Raw genomic sequence first — 20,952 nt, forward strand, 5'->3', positions numbered from 1 at the left:
CATGAACTTCACAATGTCTTTTTCTGAGCTTATGCCTCTAGCACCTGTGATGATCGTGTCATTAACTGCGATCGTCGTGATGTTGCTGACCGCAATCAAGCGTAACCATAACCTGGTGGCTACCACCACGGTAATTGGTTTAAACCTTGCTGCGTTTTATATCATTTTCGTTCTGTTGGCAGGCACATTTGCACCTGCCAATGTGATGAATCTGTTCATCGTAGATCCATTTACGATGTTGTACCAGTTTGTGATTCTGATTGCTGCACTTGCCTGTAGCACCTTGTCACACGCGTATATCGAAACTTATAAAGATAACCGTGAAGAGCTGTATATCTTGATGTTGATATCCGTCGCGGGTGCAATGTTAATGGTGGCAAGCTCGCACTATGCATCATTCTTTATTAGCCTTGAGTTGATGTCGATTCCTGTATACGGCCTGTTGGCATATACACATCAACGTTCTCAATCGCTTGAAGCAGGTGTGAAATATCTGGTGCTTTCAGCAACTGCGTCTGCAATGCTGCTGATGGGTATGGCATATATTTATGCCTATACCGGTACTTTAAGTTTCGTTGCTGAACCGGGCAAACTATTTACTGTATTCAGTCAGCCAGCTGTGGTAATTGGTCTGGCCTTAATTGTATTTGCTGTGGCATTTAAATTATCGTTGGCACCATTCCACAAATGGACACCAGACGTCTACGCAGGTGCACCAGCACCAATCGCGACTTTCCTTGCAACTGTGGCAAAAGTGGCGATGATTGGTCTGTTTGTTCGTTATGTTTTGTCTTCAGGTTTGATCCTGGCAGACAGCTTCGTAACGATCATTTCGATTATTGCAGTATTGTCGATTCTTGCAGGTAACTTGCTGGCTGTTCGCCAAGTGAACCTGAAACGTATTCTGGCATACTCTTCAATTGCGCACTTTGGTTATTTGCTGGTTGCCATCGTCAGTTCACGTAATACCGATTTCTTACAGGTTCAAGGTTTTGTGACTTTTGAAAGTGTAAACGTGTATGTGATTACTTATGTATTAACCACGATTGGTGCTTTCGGTGTTGTGACGCTGATGTCGAGTCCGTATAACAATACGGATGAAGCGGGTAGTCTGGCTGAATACCGTGGTCTGTTCTGGCGTCGTCCAGTCCTGACTGCTGTATTAACTGTAATGATGCTGTCTCTTGCTGGTATTCCTTTAACTGCCGGCTTTATCGGTAAGTTCCTGGTGATTAAAACTGCAGTTGCAGGCGAGGCTTGGTTCCTGACTGCAATGGTTATTCTGGGTTCAGGTATTGGTTTGTATTACTACCTGCGCGTGATGGTCGTGCTGTACATGACACCACCTGAAACACCACGTCTAGATGCGGTGAATCATTGGGGTCAAAAAGTCGGTGGTATCATGGTATTACTTGCTGCACTTGCGGTACTTGTGATTGGTGTTTATCCAGATCCAGTGATTGCGATTTCTAAATATGCGTTCTTCGCAATATCACCTGAATTACAGCAATTCATTTTCACTTTGGTTCAAAGTGGTTTTAACTAATATCTGTGAAGATTGACGTTATTACAAAAAAGCCTCCATGATTGGGGGCTTTTTTATTTATACAAATCAATAAAAGCCTTTATAATAGCGGAAATTTATCTTTAACCTTTTAGGTGTTCTCCTGTGGCAATTCATGAAATCCGTCATCCGCTCATCCGACATAAGCTCGGCTTACTCCGTCGTGCAGATATCAGTACCAAAAACTTCCGCGAGTTAGCTCAAGAAGTGACCATGCTTCTGACTTATGAAGCGACTAAAGACCTGCCAATGGTTGAACATGATATTGATGGCTGGAATGGTGCTGTCACAGTTGACCGTATTGCCGGTAAAAAAATCACGGTTGTGCCGATTCTACGTGCCGGTATTGGCATGCTGGATGGTTTCTTAAATCTGATTCCAAGTGCAAAAGTATCTGTACTCGGTTTAGAGCGTGATGAAGAAACCCTGGAAGCCCGTACTTATTATAAAAAACTGGTTCCAGACGTACAAAACCGTATCGCGATGATCATTGATCCGATGTTGGCGACAGGTTCTTCTCTTGTAGCTGCAATTGATGTACTCAAAGCCAGTGGCTGTAAAGACATTCGTGTTATGGTTCTGGTTGCCGCACCGGAAGGTATTAAGCGTGTAGAGGCTGCACATCCTGATGTGATCATGTTCACTGCATCAATCGACAGCGGTTTAAATGAAAATGGTTATATCGTTCCGGGTCTTGGTGATGCTGGCGATAAAATCTTTGGTTCAGTTCAGAAAGACTAATTTTTGAACAGGACGAAAAAAGGGGCTACTACAGCCTCTTTTTTATATAATGTAGATCGGGCATTTTCAGCATAGGACAACAGCATGAAAGATGAATTATATCAGGGCAAAATCAAACAGTACGACCCTGCAAAAGGTTTTGGTTTTATTGGTTCAGCTGAGGGAGATGTGTTCTTCCATATTTCAGACTTTCCTGCGGCAGAAGGCGAGCCAAAACGCAATGAACGTGTGAAATTTAATGTGGTAGAAAATGGCGATAAGTATAAAGCCATTAAGATTGAACGTGTTGAGGATACTTCAAAGAAAGCTAAAAAATCTAAGGTCGCTGCACATAACCAGTCAATTACTTCCGCATTACTATCAAATCTCAAGCGTTAATTAACCGTGAATTTGACTAAATGAAGAGGCGTTTTCGCCTCTTTTTTTATCTAAAAATTCATGAACTATAGTCTTACCTCAGGTTTTGTAACTTAAAGCTTATACTTCGTTACGCAAACAATAAAACGTCTACCAAAGCGCTACAATCATCTCTATTTCTTCTCACTTAAAATACTATCTGTTGATTTATAGGGATAAATGTCATGTTTAGGAATGGAAAAATTAAAACTTATGATTCCGAACGTGGTACAGGCAGCATTGAGTTAGCAGATGACGCTCAAGAACTAAGTTTTAGGCTACAGGATTTACCTTCACCTGAAATTGATCCTCAAATTGGAGAACTGCTTAAATTTAGAATGATTCCTCATCAGGAAACCATAATATTGGACAATATGGTACGCCTAGATGTCAAAGTACAGGACGAGTTTGTAGCGGAAGTTGTGGCATTACCATCTTTGGCACCCACAATATCTGTTCCGTTAAAGCGTTCAATTCTTTTTAGCCCAACGCTATGGTTGGCACTGGTATCCGCAGTTGGTTTTATAATTTTGGGTGAAGTATAAATTTAAACCAGAAATTTTTAATTTTCTATTTTTAACTCGGTATTTCTCTATTCTTCAATTTAAAAAAGCGCCTATAAGTGCTTTTTTGGTTTTTCTATTAAAGAATTTCATAAAAGCTTTTCGATGTTTTTTTATTACAATTATTAAAAATATCAAAGACAAGAGTGAATTATGTTTCAAGAGGGGAAAATCAAAACCTATCACGAAGCGCGTGGTTTTGGTTTTATTCAAATCGAAGGGGAATCTAAAGACTTATTTTTTCACATTAAAGACTTTCCCAATCAAAATATTCCACTAAAAATTGGGGAAAAATTAAAGTTTTTAATGGTTGAAGATAATGGAAAGTTTAAGGCAGACCATATTGTCCGGCTGGATATTAAATCAAAATTGGTTATTAAGCAGAATAATGATTTATATGAAGATCCTGAAGCACATGTTTCTCCACGTTATGAAAAGACAAAATTATCAACTCGATCCAAACTAATCACAATATCGGGATTAATTATTATTGCGATTCTTGTTGGGCTTGTTTATAACAAATACCAAAGCTACCAAGTTCAAAAACAGCAAAAGCTTGAAGGACTGATGGTAGAGCAGCAACGAATTGTCGCTGAGCAGCGAGCAGCGCAAGGCGATCTGCCAATACAAGGATTATCGGAGCAGGGCCGGAAGAACTTGGAAAATCACGGGACTGATCTACGAAGTCAAGTCAACTCCGTCAATCTGAAAACTTCAGAAATGACTTCGCCATCTGTTTCTCAATTTAAATGCGATGGTCGAGAACACTGTAGTCAGATGGGTTCTTACGAAGAGGCTTTATTTTTTATCCGGAACTGTCCAAATACTAAAATGGATGGCGACGGCGATGGTATTCCATGTGAAAGTCAGTTTTAATGAGTCATAAAAAAAAGCACCTTCAGGTGCTTTTTTTATTGTTAGCTTTCACAAAAATTCATAAAGGCTCTCAGGCCTGGCCCCTGATATTTCTGGCGATGTACCAGCATAAACAATGGACGCGTTAGAGACCAGAACGGAGTATTGAGAATCACCAGTTGACCTTTCTCGCGTAAAGGCTCAATCGCAAGTTTGGAAATACAGGACATGCCGATTCCGCCGGCTACGATTTTCAAAATTGCTTCATTATGGCCAAGTGTCAGACGGATATTGGCATCCGGCACATCTTTCAAAATGGCATTATCAAAGACTTCACGAGTACCTGAACCTTCTTCGCGCAGAATCCACTCTACAGATTTGAAATCTTCCGCGGTCAGCTCACGGTTCAATTGCGCTAGGGGATGATCCGGTGCACAGCACACCGCCAGCTCATCATCGCGCCAATGGATACATTGCAGTTGTGGCAGATGACAGGAGCCTTCGATCAAGGCCAGATCCAGCTGGAACTGATTCACCGCTTCAATCATTTGACGGGTATTACCAACTTGCAGCTGTAAATGCGCTTGAGGCTGAATTTTTAGAAAATCGGCCATCAGGTCAGGAATCAGGTAATCTGAAATGGTCAGGGTTGCACCTAAACGTAAATCGATACTTTGAAGCTCACCTTTCGCAACCTGTTCAAAAGATTCGCATCGACCTAAAATTTCCAGCGCTTGAGGGAGAAGAAAGCGCCCCAAGTCATTGAGCTGTAAACGTTTGCCTAGACGGTCAAATAATGGAGCACCCAGACCATCTTCCAGATCTGCTAAAGCCATACTAGCCGCACTTTGAGTAAGTTTGACGGCATCGCTAGCCTTCGTTACGGTACCCTCTTGTGCCACTGCTACAAAAACAGCCAATTGGCGTAAAGTCATGCGCATGAGTAGAGCCTTAACATTTAAAAAATATTAATAAATTATATTGCCATGCTACCATGAGCACAGTCTTTCATGCCACGTTGAAATCATGTCAATTGAAAAATTTAGCCTAGAAAAAGTTTTATCTGTACACCGCTGGACCAATACATTATTCAGTTTCACCATGACACGCCCGGCACACTTCAAATTCACTGCGGGGCAATTTGCGCGTATTGGCCTGCAGGTGGGAGATGAACTGGTGGTTCGTGCCTATTCGGTGGTGTCATCTCCTTTTGATGAAACTCTGGAGTTTTTTTCGATTGTGGTTCCAGAAGGTAAATTTACCTCCAATTTACAGCACCTTAAAGTAGGGGATGAGCTGTTTCTGGAAAAAATTCCCTATGGTTATCTGACGCTGGCCCGTTATCAGTTGCCCTTACCCAAAGACTTGTGGTTATTGGGCACTGGAACTGGTCTGGCACCTTTTCTGTGTATGTTGCAAGACTTTGAAACCTGGAGCAAATACGAAAAAATCAATCTGGTATATAGCGTGCGTAGCCGGGCTGAACTCGCTTATGTGGAACGGATTCAGGAAATTGCCGAAACCTTTGGCGAAGGACATAGCGGATTTAAATTTATTCCGATTATTACCCGTGAGCCTGATGCACCTTTGCACGATCGTTTACCGGTGCTGATTGCCAATGGTGAACTGGAAAAAGCCGTAGGTATGCAGCTCAATCCGCAAACCACCCATGTCATGCTTTGCGGTAATCCGGAAATGGTCGATGATACCAAAGAAGCCTTAAAAGCCCGTGGCCTGATCATGAACCGGCGTGGCGAAGGCAATATTGCAGTAGAGAATTATTGGTAAGTCTGAATTGCAGATAAAAAAGCTCATCCTTGGATGAGCTTTTTTATCTGCAAGGTGAATAATGACAGCTTAGTGCAGAATCTTGTTCAGGAATTGCTGGGCACGCTCACCACGCGCTGTATTAAAGAAATCATCTTTACTGCAATCTTCCACAATTTTTCCCTGATCCATAAAGATGACCCGGTTGGCAACCTGTCGGGCAAAGCCCATTTCGTGGGTGACACACATCATGGTCATGCCTTCTTTGGCCAGACCGACCATGACATCGAGCACCTCATTAATCATTTCAGGGTCAAGCGCAGAAGTTGGTTCATCAAACAACATGGCAATCGGATCCATGCTCAGCGCACGGGCAATCGCGACACGTTGCTGTTGTCCGCCAGAAAGTTGTGCCGGGAATTTATTGGCCTGTGCACTTAAGCCGACACGATCCAGATAGGCAAGTCCTTTCTGTTTGGCTTCGGCTTCAGAACGACCCAATACCTTGATCTGGGCAATGCTCAGATTTTCAGTAATACTGAGATGCGGGAACAATTCAAAATGCTGAAACACCATGCCCACGCGACTTCTTAGTTTATTTAAATTGGTTTTCGGATCATTAATTTTAATTCCATCGACCAGAATACTGCCTTGCTGAACAGGTTCCAGACCATTGACAGTTTTAATCAGGGTGGATTTTCCTGAACCAGAAGGACCACAAACCACCACCACTTCACCTTGCCGAATCTGGGTGGTGCAGTCGGTCAGTACCTGAAAATCTTTATACCATTTACTGACATGCTGGAGGTCAATCATGACTTTGGCTTCGTTCATACAGTTAACCTCTGCTGTAATTTTTTAACAATATAGGTGGCGATCATACTGATGGTGAAATAGACCAAACCGGCAAAAAGAATATATTGGGTGAGTAAGCCCATCAGGTCACCACGTACATAATTGCTGCGGAAAAAGTCCAACAGGCCAATTGCATACACCATGGTGGAATCCTGAAACAAAATAATGGTCTGTTGTAATAATAGCGGTGTCATTTTGCGAAAGGCCTGAGGCAGTACAATCAGGCGCATGGACTGGCCATAGCTCATGCCGAGGGCAGAGGCCGCATCTGTTTGTCCCTTAGGAATAGACTGGATTCCGGCACGGACAATTTCGGAAAAATAGGCGGCTTCAAACAGCATAAAAGCCACAATACTGGACACCAGTGCCGTATCCATGGTCAGATATTTTCCAGTCACCCCAGTATAGATAAAAGGCACAGCGAAGTAGAACCACATCAGTACCAGCAGCAGGGGAATCGAACGGAACAGATTGACATAACCCTTGGCAATCCAGTTCAACACCTTGATTGAAGACAGCCGCATCAATGCCAGTAAGGTGCCAATAAAGACCCCGCCAATGGTGGCAAAAAATAAGACTTTTAAAGTAATACTCAGACCATGCCATAGAGCAGGTGCGGATAATTGTAAATCCTGAAAAAATGCAGTGAACCATTCCATTATTTAGTCCCCACAATCAGACCGGGCACCTGAAGGCGCTTTTCCAGAAAGTTCATCAAGCCAATCAGGCAGACATTGATCAGGATAAAAATCAGGGTGACATAGGTGTAAATCTCAATGGTATTTTGCGTATATTCGCTGATGGTTTTCATCTGAGAAATGAGTTCCGCAACCCCGACCAGTGAGGCCACCGAGGTGTTCTTGACACAGTTGGTCAGCTCAGAACTTAAGGGAGGTAAGATCATGCGAAAAGACTGCGGTAAAATCACATATCGATATAATTGTGTGGTGCTAAACCCCATAGCATAGCCGGCATTGATCTGCCCGGGTGGAATGGCTTCAATCCCGGTACGCACCTGCTCACAAACCCGCGCTGCGGTAAACAGTCCCAAACCAATACTGGCTGAAATCAGCGCCGTGGTATTGGCTCCCAGATCATTGATCCACCAGCTTTGAATGCTGTTCGGCAGAAAATTCGGAACCACATAGAACCAGATAAATAACTGGATCAGTAAAGGCACATTCCGAAAAATGGTGACATAAGCGCTACCAATCGCCCGGGCCGTTGGGCTGGGCAAGGTGCGCATGATGCCCAGCAGGCTACCCAAGAGCATGGCAATCGACCAGGCTACAATCGCAATGACCGCTAACCAGCCGAGGCCAGTCATGATCCAGTTGAGATAGGTGCTATCACCAATCCCGGTCGGTTGTAATAAGACACCCCAATTCCAGCTGTAATTCATGATCACTCCAAAATGGGCTTAAACAGGTGATGCTTAAGCAGATGAATAAGATTCAGAATCTATTGATCGCGATCATGCGGGGTGCTGATCAGGGCCTTCAAGTCATCAGACATGGCAAAGTTCAGGTTGATATTTTTCGGTGGAATTGGCGACTGGAACCATTTCTGGTACATGCTATTGATTTCACCGGAGCTATATGTGGCTTTAATCGCGTCATCTACCACCTGCTTAAATTCGGGGTCTCCCTTACGTAACATACAGCCATAGATTTCATTGATGGGCGCTGTACCTACAATGTGCCATTGTTGCGGATTTTTAGCCTTGGATTTTTCTCCCGCCAGTAAAATGTCATCCATCATAAAGGCAGCAGCACGGCCACTTTGCAGCATTAAAAAGGATTCTGCATGGTCTTTGGCCGAAATAATTTCACCAATGCCCAATTCTTTTTCATGCTGACGAATATAGCGTTCCGATGTGGTGCCGGCAGTGGTCACCAGTTTTTTGCCTTTCAGATCGCTAAAATCTTGAATACCAGAATTGGTTGTGGTTAATAGACGGGAACCTACTTGAAAAAAGCCGACAGAGAAATCGACCTGTTGCTGGCGTTCCTTATTATTCGTCGTTGAACCACATTCCAGATCAACCGTACCGTTGGAGACCAGTGGAATCCGGTTCTGGCTGGTCACCAGGTTGTAGCGGATTTTTAAATCAGGAAGATTCAGCTTTTGTTTGACGGCTTCGACCACTTTTAATTGCAGGTCATGGGCATAGCCGACTGGCTGATTCGGATTGTCAGCGATATAAGAAAATGGAATCGAGGAGTCACGATAACCTAATACAATCGTGCCGGACTGTTTGATCTTATTGAGCGTGCCAGAAGTATTCTCGCTGCCTTGCTGATTGCTTGGTGCCTGATTATCACTACAGGCACTCAGTCCCAAGGTCAGGGCACTGGCACACAGCAGCGTAGCGAATTGAGTCTTTGTTTTCATCGTGAAACTCCATTTTTCATTTTCAATTATTATGAGTACGCCCGTTTTCAGGCGCTGCTAAGACAATATTCTGATTATTGCTATAAAGTCTAAGTATTCGTTTATATTCATCTTAGTTGATGATTCAAGCATGACTCAAGCTGAATTTATTGCTGAAATGTTACTGAATCAGAAAAGGAAATCTGCGAGATGCTCAAAGGAATGCAAATAAATAAAGAGATTGAACTACAAGCATAAGAAAGAAAAAGTCATAAAAAAACCTCCAAACTGGAGGTTTTTTTATCGGTTCAAGCTTAATGCACAAACATATCCATCGATTCACGAATTTCTTGAATGGCCGTTTCGACATCGGAACTGAGCCAGGTCGGTTCAAAGAATCCAGCGTAGTGCTCAAGACGATCCGCAGGGACGACTAAGCGTACCGGACAATCCTCTTCCAATAAACGCCATGGAATAATTGGCACTTCATTGTCAAGCCATGCTGTTACATCTCGGATATCGATAATCATTGCGTTGACACAGTCCGGGAAAGGCATCACGGAAAACTCTTCAGTACGACGACGGAAATACTCCAAGTCTTGCCAGCGCAGTGCAAAACTCGGTTTACTGAATTCGATAATCCCGATCAGATGCTGATCGCGAGTATGATGCAAAGTGCATTGGTGGGTGACATCAGTGTCAAGATCCAACGATACACTTTGTTGACGATACGCCATAGAGCTCGATGAAATAAAAAAATGAGGGACACATTATAGCCCATTTTATAGAAACTGAGCAGTGCTATTGTTTAGCGCAAATTTTAGTGTTGGTTCTGCCCTGAGGTCGCGTACTGAAGCTCTTGAATTTCAAAGGACTGCATACCACTCAGGCAACTCAAGCAAACTGGGATTGGAAAAGAATGGAGAAGCTAAACCTCATTATCAGATTGATTATAAAGCCTTTTTCTTTTCTGATACGCTTTATATCGCTCTATAAGAAGGTTTAAGCGAATAGTGTTGCAATTATTCAAGCGATTAGATGTGTTGATCTGCCAGTAATTTTCTATGTCATTCACATGAGGGGAAAATGAATAGCAGGATAATACTGAGTTAAACCCATTCACCATCAACCAGTAGCGATCAGTGAATTAAAAATGAGCACGATTGCTTAAAGATTATTCTAAATATTATTCATACATATAACTTACATCCCGTCACCATCTCACCATGTTTTGTCACAGAAGCTGTTTTAACTGCTTGTTATGCTAAAAATCTACTTATGAATAACAAAGAGTGAGGATGGTTATGGTCGATGATTTCAATAAAAAACCACCTTTAGATCATCAGACAGCAGTGACGCAAAAAAAGCGTATTCCTGTTTATATCTTGATTTTGGTAGGTATCTTTTTACTGGCATTACTGTTCTATATGTTTGCTGACATGAATCCAGACGCAAATGATGCACCTGCTGGACATCCGAACCCTAATGTGCAACCTGCGACACCAAACAATACGACTCCAGTCGGTGAACCTACAGAAGCTACTGCAACGCTAGGTGATGGAACAGAAGCAACAGCAACTGCGACAGATGATGCACAGGCGGCTCGATAACTCAGACATATATCAAAAGCTCTAGTGAAACCACTGGGGCTTTTTTGCAATATATTGTGATGTTTAAGCTAATGATAGCTAGCTGGCTCAAGTCTAAAAACATCAAATCTGAAGGTGAATCCGAAAGAAGAAGGGGCTGAATGTTTCAAGGATAGGCTCCCGATTTCAGATAAATAGCTTAATAACAAAGAGGGTAAAACAACATGAATGATTATATGAGAAGTCCGCGTGGCGGCTTCGACGCCATGTATTATTGGGATCAGTTTCATCCCATTCTGAGTGCAATTGCCATATTAGTCATTGGTTGGATCATTGCATTACTGGTTTCGGCAGCAGTCAAGAAAGTCTTGCAAAAACTTGGAACCAATACACATTTAAATACGGCGACAGGCCATCGCTCTAATATCGAAAGTATTATTGCCCGGGTGGTGTTCTGGATTATTCTGATTATTGCCGTAATTGGTTCACTGAATGTACTCAACCTGACCAGTATCAGTGGTCCTTTCAGTAATATGATTCAGCAATTCCTGTTATTTATCCCGCAGTTACTAGGTGCAATTGCAGTCGGATTCATAGGGTGGATTGTCGCCAACCTGGTGAAAATAGGGCTACAAAAGCTACTTGACCGAACCCAACTAGACGAAAAACTCAGTGCTGAAGTGGGTGTCAGTCCCATTAGTCAGAACATCAGTGAAATTGCTTACTGGTTAATTTTATTACTGTTCTTGCCAATCGTACTGTCTATTCTGGGACTCAACGGTCTGTTGTTACCAGTTCAGAATATGCTGACTGATGTCGTAAGCTACTTACCAAATATCTTTATTGCTGCAGTGATCATTTTTGTCGGTTATATTCTGGCAAAAATTGTTCGCGGTATTGTTGAAGGCCTATTAAACAGTCTGAATGTACAACAACAAGCTGAAAAAGTAGGTATTTTCAAAAATTCCAATGTGGCACAGGTGATTGGTTCATTCATCTTCGCTGTCGTGATCATTACTGCATTGATTATTGCTTTTGAAGCATTGGGTGTCGAAGCGATTTCTCAGCCTGCCACGGCGATGCTGTATGAAATCATGAATGCCATTCCGAATATTATTGCTGCTGCCTTAATTCTGATTCTGGCTTATGTGGTCTCTAAACTGGTCGCACGTCTGGTGGTTGAAGTGGTATCGGGTACAGGTGTTGATGAAATTCCTGCCAAACTGGATGTACAGCGTTTTTTAGGCACCACTAAACTTTCGAGTGTGGTCGGTTATCTGATCGTATTGTTCACCATGTTATTTGCAGTGTCCGAAGCAGCAGACCGTCTCGGCTTTGAACAGGTGAGCGGCCTGATTGCGATGTTTATTTACTTCGGCGCCAACATCTTGCTCGGTGCCGTGATTCTGGTGATCGGTTTCTGGCTGGCAAATATTGTCGCGAACATCGTACAACGCGGTGAATATAACAGCTCACGCTGGTTAGCGAATCTGGTGCGTGTCCTGATTATGGGCTTGGTCGTTGCCATGGGTCTACGTGCCATGGGTATTGCCGACTCGATTGTGAACCTGGCATTTGGTTTAACGCTGGGTGCTGTCGCAGTAGCATTTGCTCTGGCTTTTGGTCTGGGTGGTCGTCAGCCTGCGGAGCGAGTTTTAACAGATCTGATTGATAAAGCAAAACGCGAAGCCAAAGAACCGAATCCAGTCAAAGATCAAGCTGAAAACAGCATATTTTCAGGATTAGGTACTCAGAGTACTTCAAGTACAACGGACATGGCAGGCACGACAGGTGCAGCGATGGGGATGGGTTCTACAGATACATCAATGGGACAATACTCCGACCGTTCACAAAACATGACCGGTACTACTGATTCTTCAACCACTACGCCAGGAGCAGGTATTGTGCCAAATCAGGATTCAGACAAGAATACGCCTATGGGTACGGATTTATCCCATACTACTCCGGCAATCCTTACAACTGCACCGCAGGATGATGAATCATTGGGTATTGATCCAGTCAATCCGGATGCGGATCAAGCCGTACCGGATTCACTAAAAGTCGATCCGACTCATCCGCCAGTCAATAATCCATTTGGTTCAACTGGAGAAAAAGAGCCGGATGTCGATATTGATCGTTCTACTCAGAAAAAAGATGACCTGAAATAACCTGTTATCTTTAAGCAAAATCGACCACGCTCATGTGGTCGATTTTGTTCAGTCATAAGGAAAAATGAATGAATACCAAGAAACCTAACAAAGTTCTGGCTCCTTTAGTCATTGCAGGAATTACGATTGGCTTTTTTACCGCTGCCTATCGATTTATTTTTGTGAAGAGCAAACAGGACGAGCAGTCTGAGCGAGAGCTGGATAAGAAAATACCAGAGACAGACGAATTTAACTGAGAATAAAATTTTTCTGAGTACGAAAAATAGAATTTTCTTTTTAAAAAATATAGAATATTCAAATGAATACTAAAATGATTTTGGTATTTTTCTTGCATTAAAAATATAAAGAAAAGGAGATCAACACGATGTGGAAAGCACTGCAACATAAATTCATGGCATCTTCAGCAGATGACTTACCGCTATGTCTGCGAGAAGCTAAAAAAATGCAGCTGGCGATTGACCGTCTAACAAATACGGCCAATCTTAACCTGTTTAAAACAGATTATCTGGAATGAGTTAAGTAGCAATCCAGATTATCTATTGATTAAATATATTCCGATGCGGCATGTGCCGATGACCATGCCCATTGGAAATTATAGCCGCCCAAATGTCCGGTAACATCCAGCACTTCACCAATAAAATACAAGCCTTTCTGCTTTTTACTTTCCATGGTTTTTGAGGATACTTCCGTGGTATCTACACCACCCAAAGTCACTTCCGCTGTACGGTAGCCTTCTGTTCCTGAAGGTTTCACTTCAAAGCCATGCAAACGTGCCGCAATCTGTTCCAGCTTGTCATCGCTGATATTACCAATGGCAGTTTCAGCGCTTTCAGTCCAGATCAGACTTTGTAATTCAGCCACCACACTTTTCGGTAAATATTCATTGAGTAGTGTACGTAATAAGACTTTGGGCTGGCTTTGTTTTTTTGCTTTAAAGAAATCCAGTAAGTCTACGCTCGGTAAGAAATCGACCTCAAAGCTTTGACCGACATTCCAGTAGTTGGAAAGTTGTAAGGAGCTTGGCCCACTCAAACCGCGATGGGTAAACAATAACGCTTCGGTAAAGCTATTGAGTTCATTCGAGAGTGTTGCTTCTACGGCATTGCCGCTTAAGCGCGTGGTGACTTCTTTAAATCCGTCAGAGAAGGTAAATGGAACCAGGCCGGCACGGGTTGGATAGACGTGATGTCCAAACTGTTTTGCAATCTCATAGCCAATGCCTGAACCGCCAAGCGTAGGAATAGATAAACCACCAGATGCCACGACGACAGATTCAACTTCAAAATATCCCAGTGAGGTCGCCACCTGAAAGCCTTGATCATCGACTGGATTCACTGCTTTCACTTCACAACTGGTCTTAATATCGACCAGACCGGTTTTATCACATTCTGCCAGCAGCATCGACAAGATATCTTTTGCACCATTTAAGGTAAACAGCTGTCCATTTTTGCGCTCTTCATAAGCAATACCATATTCACAGACCAGGCCAATAAAGTCCCAATTGCTATAACGCGTTAATGCTGAAATGACGAAATGTGGATTATGCGAAATATAATGGCTTGGTTCGACCTCCAGATTGGTAAAATTACATTTACCGCCGCCAGACATCAGGATTTTTTTGCCAACTTTATTGGCTTTTTCCACCACTACGACTTTACGCCCACGTTGTGCAGCCATATACGCCGTCATTAAACCTGAAGCACCGGCACCTATGACGAGAACATCGTATTGCTTGGAAGACATAAAACACTCGAGGGAGAACAAAAGGAAAGCATTATAGACAATTTTATTTCCGCTTTCTCTATTCCTGAACAATCAACAGGCTGATTGCCAATCCGTATTAGAGTTTAAACATAAAATATTTGTAAGTCGGCTTAAAATCATGCATAGTTTTTGTACAGTTTTACAAAAGTCACAATAATAAGGCAGGGCTTATGGAAACGTCAGAGGATCTAAAACAATACAACCTGATCAATTATATTCTTTATATTCTGGGGTTTTTTCTGGGTGTGACCCCATTTATAGCCATTATCATGAACTATATTAAACGTGATGAAATGCGCGGCACCTGGCTGGAAAGTCATGTGGACTGGCAAATTAAAACCTTCTGGGTCAGTTTGCTGGGTTATATTGTTGGTGGCTTATTAACTATGATCTTGATCGGATTTCTAATCATATTTTTGGTCTTTATCTGGCATATCTACCGCTTGGTCAAAGGGATGATTGCGCTGAATAATAATCAACCGATTCAGGCTTAAGCAATTGTAGAAGTAGTATCCATGTTACGGCCTTGCAACCCACCGCTATGAATCACCAGCAGTCTAGATCCTGCTGGGAAATAATCTTTTTCAATCAAATCAAAGATGCCCATCAACATTTTAGCGGTATAGACCTGCTCTAGTGGAATGGCAAATTCGATTTCAAAATCCCAAATAAACTGCATGAGGGCTGTGCTGGTTTTGGCATAGCCGCCACAGCAATAATCATCCAGAATAGTCCAGTTGGTTTTGCTGGTTAGTTGCGCGACTTCATCTTTTAAAAAAGAGCCTTGCAGCGCTGAAAATCCTAAAACCTGCTGATGCGCCTGACTGGCTTCGATCAGACCGGTGATGGTTCCACCAGTGCCTACTGCGCAGCAAACCACATCAAATTGAGTATCTTGCGGGCTCAAAATTTCCTGACAGCCCCGAATGGCCAAAGCGTTGGTTCCACCTTCAGGAATGAAATAATGCTCAGGAAATTGTTGTGCGAGTTCGGCCAGATACTCAGGCTGTTGCTTGCGACGATAGTGTTCACGACTGACAAAATGTAGCTGCATCCCCAACTGCCGTGCGGTGGCTAAAGTCGGATTGAGTGGCCGATGGGCCAGCTCCTCACCCCGAATAATCCCCACACTCTGAAGACCAAACTGCTGTGCGGCAAATGCAGTGGCCGCAATATGATTGGAATACGCACCACCAAAGCTGAGAATCTGCCGATAACCCTGTCTTTGTGCTTCCAGAAAATTGTATTTCAGTTTAAAAAACTTGTTGCCTGAAATTTGCGGATGTACCAGATCCAGACGACGTATTGTTAAAATAATATCGTGAAAATTAATCTGTTGATCGGGAATATTTTGGGCAATCTCTGCAAACATAAAAATTAACACAGTCAGTTATTCGGCCATTATAGCGAAAGCAGTAAAGATCAGGGATTGAGAATAAGTCATTTTTAGGCATGAGATAAAAATTGACGCAGAATGTCACAAATATTCTGCTGATTATTTAAGCAGGGATGCTAATCTAAATACAGGAAACCCTGAGGAGGGTAGAATAATGAAAATATTGTCCTATGCTGTTTTGGTTGGTGTAATGCTCAGTTTGTCGGGCTGTGATGATGCGATGAATAAACCTAAAACAGAGACCCGTACCATGATTATTGGTGGTGTACCGGTACATGATCAGGATTACCAACTGTTAGACACGCAATTCATTGCTCAGGATCAGTTAAAACAGTAGGCCATTACAGTAACTAAAATTCCTGACCAATACTGAAATTTTTAAAGCAAATGATTCGGTTTTTGCTTAAAATAATCCTTCAATTTTTAAGTCAGGTTATCTCGTGGAATCATTCTGGATTTTAAGCTCAATTGCTGTTGCCCTGATGTTAGGTGCGATGAGTCCCGGGCCGACTTCTATTTATGTGGCAAAAAATTCAATTGCGATTTCACGTAAACATGGTTTATTTACGGCACTGGGGACTGGTCTAGGTGCAGCAATTTTCGGTTTGCTGGCAGTACTGGGTTTGCAGGCATTTTTGCTGGCTGTGCCGTCGGCTTATCTGGCCTTAAAAATTTGTGGGGGGCTATATTTACTTTGGCTGGCTTTTAAAATTATTAAGCATGCCAAAGATCCGATTGAGGCAGATTCGAGCATTACCAAACAGATGTCTTTACGTCGCGCTTTTACCACAGGTTTAATCACGCAGTTGTCGAATCCAAAAATTGCGATTGTGCTGGCCAGTATTTTTACCGCCTTATTACCAAAAGAAATTCCGAACTATTTCTATTTTGCTTTGCCCATTTTATGTTTTTTTATTGATGCTGGCTGGTGCTCACTGGTGGCCATTGCACTTTCTGCTGAAAAGCCGCGCCGTGTGTATTTAAAGTTTAAGGCATTGTTTGATCGGGCAGCAGGTGCGGTGATGACCGTGCTCGGATTAAAACTTATTTTCGGGATGAAATAGTTTCAACACTTGAAGTCATCATCCTTGGAAAGTGATCATTCTTATTAGCTTTCCAAGGGACAGCTGATCATTTGAACTTAATCTTTAAAATGCACGGGAATCCATTGATAGCTTTTAGCATCTTTAGAATAAACATGCCCAATTCCCGGAAATGGTAAATGTGGTGCTGCCACCGTCTGGCCATTCTTTGCATATTCCGCAAAATACTTTAAGCGGGTTTCAACCGCTTTTTTCGGATCGATATCAAAATCTATAGCGGTCTGTGGACGGTCAAACTGAATGGTATGGGAGTGTACAATATCCCCAATAAATATCATCTCCTGACCCTTGGATTTTAAGCTAAATCCAAAATGCCCCGGTGTATGCCCCGCTGAACTGATCACATCAAAACCATGGATTTTATCGCCAGCTTTAAAGGTCTTTAACTGACCTTTGGCCTGATAAGGTGCGATGGCTTTCTTGATTTTATCGACTGTACCCAAAAAACCGGCCTGTTTTGCTTTTGGTAATTTTTCTACACTTTTAGGATTCATCCAGAAATCCAGTTCGGCTCGCGATACATAAATATTTGCATTGGCAAAATTGGCGACGCCGTTATTACTGATGCCGCAAACATGATCAGGATGTAAATGCGTTAATAAGATCGTATTGACTTGCTCAGGCTTTTGTCCAGATGCCTGTAAATTTGAATAAATAGACCCAAAGTTTGGCCCATTACAGCTAGAAGCACCGCTATCCACCAAGACCAGTTCTTTGCCTGTATTTACCAGGAAAGCATTGACGGAGGTCTGGATGCCTTTGCTTTGGTCAACATAATATTTTTTTAAAATCTGATTCACTTCTGCTTCAGGAATATCCTTAAACAAGGCTTTGGCTAAATAATTGGTGCCATCCAGCAGGGCAGTAATCTGGTAATCTTCAAAGCTGTATTGATAATATCCGGGAACCTGTTTTTGTTGTTCTAAAGTGGAAGGCGTTTGTGCGTGTGTTGGGGAAATACCTGCCAATGAACCTAAAGCAAGGAGTGATCCGACAAGAGAAGAGCTGAGGTATTTCATGGCTATTCTTATGTAATTAAAGTCAACTCTATGTATTAGCATGGATATTGATAAAAAAGAATATGAATATATTTACTATTTTTTTAAATCGAAATGGCGATTTAGCATCTGTACTAAAAATTCAGTGTGAATCTGTATATTGATTTTTTGAAAGTAAAGAATGTGTTTTTTGTAAAAATATTATTATAAATAAAATGCTTAGATGTATTTCACTTTTTATTAAAAGCTCGTTAACATAGGGTATTACGAACAAGCTTTGGGTGTCGCGATGAGTTTTTGGAAAAGAAAAAACAATGCCAGCTTTGTATTTTTCATTATTACCTTATATTCACTACTTGGTTTTGGACTGGGCTATGTGATTTGGGAATTTGTGTTGCAAGGCTAAGTGACCCAGCAATAAAAAAGCCTCTAGAGATAGAGGCTTTTTTATGTATTGATTAAGCCTTTAAACATGGATGGGTTTAAGTAGTTTGTATCATCGAGTAGGATGGTGATTTGGGTGTTGCCGATTTGGTGATGGTAGTAGCCAGCGACTTGTTTTTGAGGTTGGATAATTGTTGGTTCAGTTGCTTGGGTGGTAAGGGCTGCTTAGAGCTAGCGTTAGGAATAATGGTTTTATAGTTTTCATAGATTTCTTTTAGGTTCTAAAGGATTGTTTCTTTTTTATCATATTAGTAAATTTGATTAAAATCTTTCTTATGTATTGTAATACTCATTGCGTTTACGTGATCTTTAGGTTGTGTTTGGCGTAAATCTTCAACAATTGCGAACACAGTCGAAAAAATAGCAGATCTAGTAAATTGAAGTAAATTCTGAAGACTACTTTCAAAATCGCTGATTTTTACATAAGTATGTGTCGAATCATTTGAGAACTCAAATGAATCAGGTACTAAAAATAAAATATGATGCTCTAGCGAGTTTCGCCAAATTTTATAAAATCCAAATTGCCCATTTTTTTCATTTAGATCGTATATAAGACTATTAATTGCAATCAAAGCAAAATTTTCTTTTTCTTCAAGTTTTAATTTATTTGTATGCCAAAAATTATTAAAAGCGGTATTTTTATTAATTGTTAATCCGAAATATTGGCAAAGAAAAATTGCTAATTTATCTAGTATAGAAAAGCATAGTCTAAAACACGTCCTTAATTTCTCTGACCCAATATTTATAATTTCTTGTTCATGCAGTTCCGAATAACAACTTTCAAAATCAAATATAGAACTATCAGTAAATTTTGCTTCATAGTATAAAGTTCTGACTAGGGAAAATTCAGCTTTAATGCGGTTCAAATACTGCTCGTGTTGAAGAATTTTGTTTGAAAAAATAATCCCTTCTAATAATGTTAAATTATCTCGTTCATTAGCTATACATGAACAGTACATGCCATGAACATTAAGTGTTAAATTTTCCTTAATACACCATTGTCTAAATTTAGACATTTGCAATAGTTCTTCTTTATTTTTTTTAATATCAGTGTCTTCATCAAAATTATTAATCTGTGATTGTAAAAAATGAATTTTTTCTAAGTAACCTTGCTTATATGCATTGGGTGAAAATGGGGGAAAATATGCAAAGGTATAACCTTTTATAATTTCTTGAATCATTTTTTCACTACGATGATTTAGAAATTTATCAAACATTTCTAAGCATGTAGTTCTATTGATAAAGGCTTCAGGATAATCTAATTTTGTTCGGACTATTTTCTCATACAGATGCATCGCTTCGGAAAATCGATACTGCTGTTTTAGAGTATTAGCCAAATTAATTATATTTTGATAATAGAGAGAAGATTCCGCATCTTTATCGGCTTTGTTGCATAAAGCCAGCATGGAAGGCTTATTCAGCAATATAATTTCCAAATGAATAAGCCTGCTTCTAAAATCTACCGTACAACCAATTGGTCATCCTATAACCGAGCTTTAATCAACCGAGGTAATATTTCCATTTGGTTTGATCCAAAGACTCAGTGGTATGCACAATCACAAGGCAAGCAAGGTCGAAATCAAACCTACTCTGATACAGCGATTCAATGCTGCTTAATGATCAAATCGCTATTCCGACTCTCTTTACGCATGGTCACAGGTTTTGTTCAAAGCTTGATTAAACTCTCTGGATTAGATTGGACAGCTCCGGATTATTCCACCCTTTGTCGTAGACAAAAGCATATTGATATTGCGATTAGCTATCAAAAAAGTAGTAATGGGCTACATCTACTCGTAGATTCTACTGGCTTGAAGTTTATTGGTGAAGGTGAATGGAAATGCAAGAAACATGGGGCTGAATATCGTCGCCAATGGCGTAAGCTTCACATTGGTATAGATGCTAAAACCCTGCAAATACGTGCAGTACAACTCACCACAAATGATGTCAGCGACTCACAAGTACTCGAAGATTTACTTGCTCAAATTCCCTTGGATGAAAAAATTGATTCTGTTTATACAGATGGTGCTTATGACACAAAGCACTGCCGAGAAGTCATTTTAGATCGAGATGCATATGCGATCATTCCACCTAGGAAGAATGCAAAGCCTTGGAAAGATCAACAAGCGAGGTCTCTAGAGCGGAACGAATTATTAAAGACAGTCAAACGGCTAGGTAGGTCCCTTTGGAAAAAGTGGTCTGATTATCACCGTCGAAGTTTGGTGGAAACCAAAATGCATTGCATTAAATTATTAGGCGATAAATTAACAGCAAGGAGCTTTCCGAGTCAGGTAAATGAGATCCACGCACGCGTAGCGGTTTTGAATAAATTCACAGAATTAGGTCGCCCGCATACCCAAGTTGTCTCTTAAATTTGGA

General features: G+C 41.4%; 25 protein-coding genes. 15 read left to right on the top strand and 10 right to left on the bottom strand.

The window, feature by feature from the left end; all coding sequences use genetic code 11:
• Position 1: 1 nt before the first annotated feature.
• The 5 genes from nuoN to FTU90_RS00120 all read left to right on the top strand — a co-directional run bounded on the left by nuoN (position 2) and on the right by FTU90_RS00120 (position 4,140).
• The gene (gene nuoN, locus FTU90_RS00100; protein WP_180071782.1) at positions 2–1,546 is read left to right on the top strand and encodes an NADH-quinone oxidoreductase subunit NuoN; all 1,545 of its coding nucleotides are present in this window, start codon (positions 2–4) and stop codon (positions 1,544–1,546) included.
• Positions 1,547–1,669: 123 nt separating this feature from the next.
• Complete coding sequence (upp, locus tag FTU90_RS00105) at positions 1,670–2,305, top strand: uracil phosphoribosyltransferase (protein ID WP_005097912.1); 636 nt, start codon at positions 1,670–1,672, stop codon at positions 2,303–2,305.
• A gap of 84 nt (positions 2,306–2,389) precedes the next feature.
• The gene (locus FTU90_RS00110; RefSeq protein ID WP_005097911.1) at positions 2,390–2,683 is read left to right on the top strand and encodes a cold shock domain-containing protein; all 294 of its coding nucleotides are present in this window, start codon (positions 2,390–2,392) and stop codon (positions 2,681–2,683) included.
• A 203-nt stretch (positions 2,684–2,886) separates the two neighbouring features.
• The gene (locus tag FTU90_RS00115; RefSeq protein WP_005097909.1) at positions 2,887–3,246 is read left to right on the top strand and encodes a hypothetical protein; all 360 of its coding nucleotides are present in this window, start codon (positions 2,887–2,889) and stop codon (positions 3,244–3,246) included.
• Positions 3,247–3,417: 171 nt separating this feature from the next.
• A complete protein-coding gene (locus FTU90_RS00120) occupies positions 3,418–4,140 on the top strand; it encodes a cold shock domain-containing protein (protein ID WP_180071783.1) in 723 nt (240 codons plus the stop codon).
• Positions 4,141–4,181: 41 nt separating this feature from the next.
• On the opposite strand, the gene gigC is transcribed toward FTU90_RS00120, so the two are convergent.
• On the bottom strand, positions 4,182–5,060 hold the full coding sequence (gigC, locus tag FTU90_RS00125; protein ID WP_159516141.1) for a LysR family transcriptional regulator GigC: 879 nt from the start codon (positions 5,058–5,060) through the stop codon (positions 4,182–4,184).
• 85 nt (positions 5,061–5,145) lie between these two features.
• On the opposite strand from gigC, the gene FTU90_RS00130 reads away from it, so the two are divergent.
• A complete protein-coding gene (locus FTU90_RS00130; RefSeq protein WP_100355586.1) occupies positions 5,146–5,907 on the top strand; it encodes a ferredoxin--NADP reductase in 762 nt (253 codons plus the stop codon).
• 69 nt (positions 5,908–5,976) lie between these two features.
• On the opposite strand, the gene FTU90_RS00135 is transcribed toward FTU90_RS00130, so the two are convergent.
• The 5 genes from FTU90_RS00135 to FTU90_RS00155 form a co-directional block, all read right to left on the bottom strand.
• Positions 5,977–6,702: an amino acid ABC transporter ATP-binding protein gene (locus tag FTU90_RS00135; protein WP_171063342.1), complete on the bottom strand. Its 726-nt coding sequence runs from the start codon at positions 6,700–6,702 to the stop codon at positions 5,977–5,979.
• Positions 6,703–6,716: 14 nt separating this feature from the next.
• On the bottom strand, positions 6,717–7,400 hold the full coding sequence (locus FTU90_RS00140) for an ABC transporter permease subunit (RefSeq protein ID WP_074383458.1): 684 nt from the start codon (positions 7,398–7,400) through the stop codon (positions 6,717–6,719).
• Positions 7,400–8,143: an amino acid ABC transporter permease gene (locus FTU90_RS00145; RefSeq protein ID WP_005169643.1), complete on the bottom strand. Its 744-nt coding sequence runs from the start codon at positions 8,141–8,143 to the stop codon at positions 7,400–7,402. Before FTU90_RS00145 ends, FTU90_RS00140 begins: the two co-directional genes overlap by 1 nt.
• A gap of 59 nt (positions 8,144–8,202) precedes the next feature.
• The gene (locus FTU90_RS00150) at positions 8,203–9,135 is read right to left on the bottom strand and encodes a transporter substrate-binding domain-containing protein (protein WP_180071784.1); all 933 of its coding nucleotides are present in this window, start codon (positions 9,133–9,135) and stop codon (positions 8,203–8,205) included.
• 293 nt (positions 9,136–9,428) lie between these two features.
• A complete protein-coding gene (locus FTU90_RS00155; RefSeq protein ID WP_005097893.1) occupies positions 9,429–9,851 on the bottom strand; it encodes a hypothetical protein in 423 nt (140 codons plus the stop codon).
• Positions 9,852–10,418: 567 nt separating this feature from the next.
• Between FTU90_RS00155 and FTU90_RS00160 the strand changes: the two genes are divergently transcribed.
• From FTU90_RS00160 to FTU90_RS00175, 4 genes are all read left to right on the top strand, one after another.
• Complete coding sequence (locus tag FTU90_RS00160) at positions 10,419–10,724, top strand: hypothetical protein (RefSeq protein ID WP_005097890.1); 306 nt, start codon at positions 10,419–10,421, stop codon at positions 10,722–10,724.
• A 203-nt stretch (positions 10,725–10,927) separates the two neighbouring features.
• Positions 10,928–12,871 carry a mechanosensitive ion channel gene (locus tag FTU90_RS00165; RefSeq protein ID WP_159138942.1) on the top strand — a complete coding sequence of 648 codons (1,944 nt, stop codon included), beginning with the start codon at positions 10,928–10,930 and terminating at the stop codon, positions 12,869–12,871.
• A gap of 68 nt (positions 12,872–12,939) precedes the next feature.
• Positions 12,940–13,107: a hypothetical protein gene (locus FTU90_RS00170; RefSeq protein WP_171509134.1), complete on the top strand. Its 168-nt coding sequence runs from the start codon at positions 12,940–12,942 to the stop codon at positions 13,105–13,107.
• A gap of 128 nt (positions 13,108–13,235) precedes the next feature.
• A complete protein-coding gene (locus FTU90_RS00175; protein ID WP_005263580.1) occupies positions 13,236–13,385 on the top strand; it encodes a hypothetical protein in 150 nt (49 codons plus the stop codon).
• A 29-nt stretch (positions 13,386–13,414) separates the two neighbouring features.
• On the opposite strand, the gene FTU90_RS00180 is transcribed toward FTU90_RS00175, so the two are convergent.
• Entirely contained in the window at positions 13,415–14,614 is a 1,200-nt protein-coding gene (locus FTU90_RS00180; protein ID WP_159138941.1) for an NAD(P)/FAD-dependent oxidoreductase, read from the bottom strand.
• Positions 14,615–14,805: 191 nt separating this feature from the next.
• On the opposite strand from FTU90_RS00180, the gene FTU90_RS00185 reads away from it, so the two are divergent.
• The gene (locus tag FTU90_RS00185; RefSeq protein WP_159138940.1) at positions 14,806–15,129 is read left to right on the top strand and encodes a hypothetical protein; all 324 of its coding nucleotides are present in this window, start codon (positions 14,806–14,808) and stop codon (positions 15,127–15,129) included.
• Here the strand turns inward: FTU90_RS00185 and FTU90_RS00190 are convergent.
• On the bottom strand, positions 15,126–16,007 hold the full coding sequence (locus FTU90_RS00190; protein ID WP_159138939.1) for a 1-aminocyclopropane-1-carboxylate deaminase/D-cysteine desulfhydrase: 882 nt from the start codon (positions 16,005–16,007) through the stop codon (positions 15,126–15,128). The genes FTU90_RS00185 and FTU90_RS00190 overlap by 4 nt on opposite strands.
• A 178-nt stretch (positions 16,008–16,185) precedes the next feature.
• On the opposite strand from FTU90_RS00190, the gene FTU90_RS00195 reads away from it, so the two are divergent.
• Entirely contained in the window at positions 16,186–16,368 is a 183-nt protein-coding gene (locus FTU90_RS00195; RefSeq protein ID WP_005169654.1) for an NF038215 family lipoprotein, read from the top strand.
• A gap of 103 nt (positions 16,369–16,471) precedes the next feature.
• Positions 16,472–17,095, top strand: a complete 624-nt coding sequence (locus FTU90_RS00200; protein ID WP_159138937.1) for a LysE family translocator — start codon at positions 16,472–16,474, stop codon at positions 17,093–17,095.
• Between the two features lie 77 nt (positions 17,096–17,172).
• Here FTU90_RS00200 and FTU90_RS00205 read toward each other — a convergent pair whose 3' ends face one another.
• Positions 17,173–18,153 carry an MBL fold metallo-hydrolase gene (locus FTU90_RS00205; RefSeq protein ID WP_159138936.1) on the bottom strand — a complete coding sequence of 327 codons (981 nt, stop codon included), beginning with the start codon at positions 18,151–18,153 and terminating at the stop codon, positions 17,173–17,175.
• Between the two features lie 268 nt (positions 18,154–18,421).
• Between FTU90_RS00205 and FTU90_RS16280 the strand changes: the two genes are divergently transcribed.
• Complete coding sequence (locus tag FTU90_RS16280; protein WP_086044934.1) at positions 18,422–18,538, top strand: hypothetical protein; 117 nt, start codon at positions 18,422–18,424, stop codon at positions 18,536–18,538.
• A 286-nt stretch (positions 18,539–18,824) separates the two neighbouring features.
• Here the strand turns inward: FTU90_RS16280 and FTU90_RS00210 are convergent, their stop codons facing one another.
• Positions 18,825–20,000 (bottom strand): LA2681 family HEPN domain-containing protein, encoded by a 1,176-nt coding sequence (locus FTU90_RS00210; RefSeq protein ID WP_252766864.1) that lies wholly within the window; start codon positions 19,998–20,000, stop codon positions 18,825–18,827.
• A gap of 12 nt (positions 20,001–20,012) precedes the next feature.
• On the opposite strand from FTU90_RS00210, the gene FTU90_RS00215 reads away from it, so the two are divergent.
• Positions 20,013–20,945: an IS5 family transposase gene (locus FTU90_RS00215; protein WP_180051326.1), complete on the top strand. Its 933-nt coding sequence runs from the start codon at positions 20,013–20,015 to the stop codon at positions 20,943–20,945.
• The last annotated feature ends 7 nt before the right edge of the window (positions 20,946–20,952 follow it).

It is taken from the genome of Acinetobacter sp. YH12200, from assembly GCF_013418175.1.
Lineage (GTDB): Bacteria > Pseudomonadota > Gammaproteobacteria > Pseudomonadales > Moraxellaceae > Acinetobacter > Acinetobacter pseudolwoffii.